Raw genomic sequence first — 1,913 nt, 5'->3', positions numbered from 1 at the left:
TGGTGGCACAGCGCTGTTTGCGGCCCGCAGCCAGCTGGAAGCGGATTACAAAATCCTCCGTTATTCCGGAAAAGAACAGGACGCGACGGGGCTGTATTACTACGGTTACCGCTATTATCAGCCATGGGTGGGGCGGTGGCTAAGCGCTGATCCGGCAGGAACGGTGGATGGACTGAACCTGTTCAGGATGGTACTGAATAACCCGGTGACCTTATATGATGATAAGGGTGAAGTCGCTTATGATACAAAAGGAGGGAAGAGATACCCCGTTCAAGATATTAGAATTGATTATGAAATCGCCAGTGCAAAATCTATTTTGGAAGAGGCGATAAAAAAGCTCGAAAAACCAACATTAGATAAAGAAACCAAAAGAAAAATTAGAGATGTTTTTGCAGGTGCGGCGACATTTTTTGGTAAAATAAAAACATCACGGATTAAAAATGAACTATTGCAAACATTCAAAAACATGCACGCTTCTTTATCAAAAAGTATAAAGATGCGTGATGATGAGGGTGAGAATGAGATGGGGGCAATTGCTTTTGTTTATTCTCAAGATCCGGACAAGAGAATCTATTTTACAAATAGTTATTACAAATCCATAGGTTCAGTTTTGAATGTTCATGCGGTACTGCATGAATCTTCACATTTTGAGGGTACAAAAAGAAGTGGGAATTTTTTGAAAACGCTAGGGGTTACTGGTACGGAAGATTATTTTTATACCAGACCCGAAAATGCAGATATATATAATGCGGAAAAATTTATTCATAGCATGATAAAAGCCACAAAGGAAGATATAAAACAGTTAGATCTTAAAGAAATACATAGAGACTATGGACTAAAAATGAATCGACTCGCTACAGCATTAAATAATGCTGATACGGTTGCTCTTGTTGCAATGAACCTTGGTCATAAAAAAATGGCGAGATTATCTGGGATACCGTCATATCGGCAATAAATGATGTAAAACATCCCCAGGCGTATGAGGTACGCAGGGGGATGTAGTTTCGGCAGGTGTCGCACATGAGAGTGCAGCTACACATTCTACATCGCACTATGAATATTCAGCACCCGGCGCGTTTTCCCTTAGATTAAATATCCCGCAATATAACCCTGTGAAATCATGCCATTATAGCAGCCTTCCTCATCCACAATTGGCATCCAGCTAGTGTTACTTTCATATAACCGTGAAAGCACCACGCGCAGGTTATTTTCGGCTTTACCGGTAATGCGGAACGGGTGTAGCAGTTCCGCGTAACTGCCTGTCGCATTACGTGTTTCGTGGTATTTCACTAACTCCAACGGTTTTACCTGCCCTATCTAACATCGTAATTGTGCTACCCATGTTGAAATCGGCATTACGTATTCCGACACGCCGCGTATGGCAGGGTGGCTAAGGGCAAGATCGCTCGCTATGCCAACAAGCAACACAAAAAGCATCGAACTGAATGTCAGGCTTAGGTGCAGCAGCCTGAGATAAACAAAACCGGCCTTGCGACCATTGATCGTCTCCAGACTAATTCCTCATGTCTATCGCCCCATCACAATGACAATTCCGGTGATAAATAGCGAAGCGCGGTTAAGTGAGGATGTTTGCATTGCTGGATAATGGCTGTATAGAAAGGTCGAATAATGATATTAAAAGAAAAGATTGCCAGTGACAGTGTCACTAACGCGTAAGTGTGAAAGAACGAAATGTCTGCACGAACAGTTCGATGAATCTGATACTCCTTCAGAAAAAGCTTCGTAAGTCTATACTTTCACCGACAGATTTGGTTGATTAACAATCAATGGAGGGTGCAATGAGCACATCCTTTTACAGTAAGACCCCGACCGTTTCGATACTGGATAACCGGGGCCTGGCGGTGCGTGAAATCGCGTATCACCGCCATCCCGACACGGCGGACGCCACTGAA

At 43.3% G+C, this 1,913-nt stretch carries 1 protein-coding gene and 1 pseudogene; one reads left to right on the top strand and one right to left on the bottom strand.

Annotated elements, in window-relative coordinates; genetic code table 11:
- The coding region (locus E0L21_RS25430) for an RHS repeat-associated core domain-containing protein (protein ID WP_328590687.1) at nt 1-955 on the top strand (955 nt) is incomplete at its 5' end.
- 128 nt (nt 956-1,083) lie between these two features.
- On the opposite strand, the pseudogene E0L21_RS24610 reads toward E0L21_RS25430, so the two are convergent.
- A pseudogene (locus tag E0L21_RS24610) lies at nt 1,084-1,305 on the bottom strand (glycine/betaine ABC transporter ATP-binding protein); the annotation flags it as partial.
- Nucleotides 1,306-1,913: the final 608 nt, after the last annotated feature.

It is taken from the genome of Kosakonia quasisacchari, from assembly GCF_004331415.1.
GTDB lineage: Bacteria > Pseudomonadota > Gammaproteobacteria > Enterobacterales > Enterobacteriaceae > Kosakonia > Kosakonia quasisacchari.
This window is presented reverse-complemented; position numbering and strand designations above follow the sequence as displayed.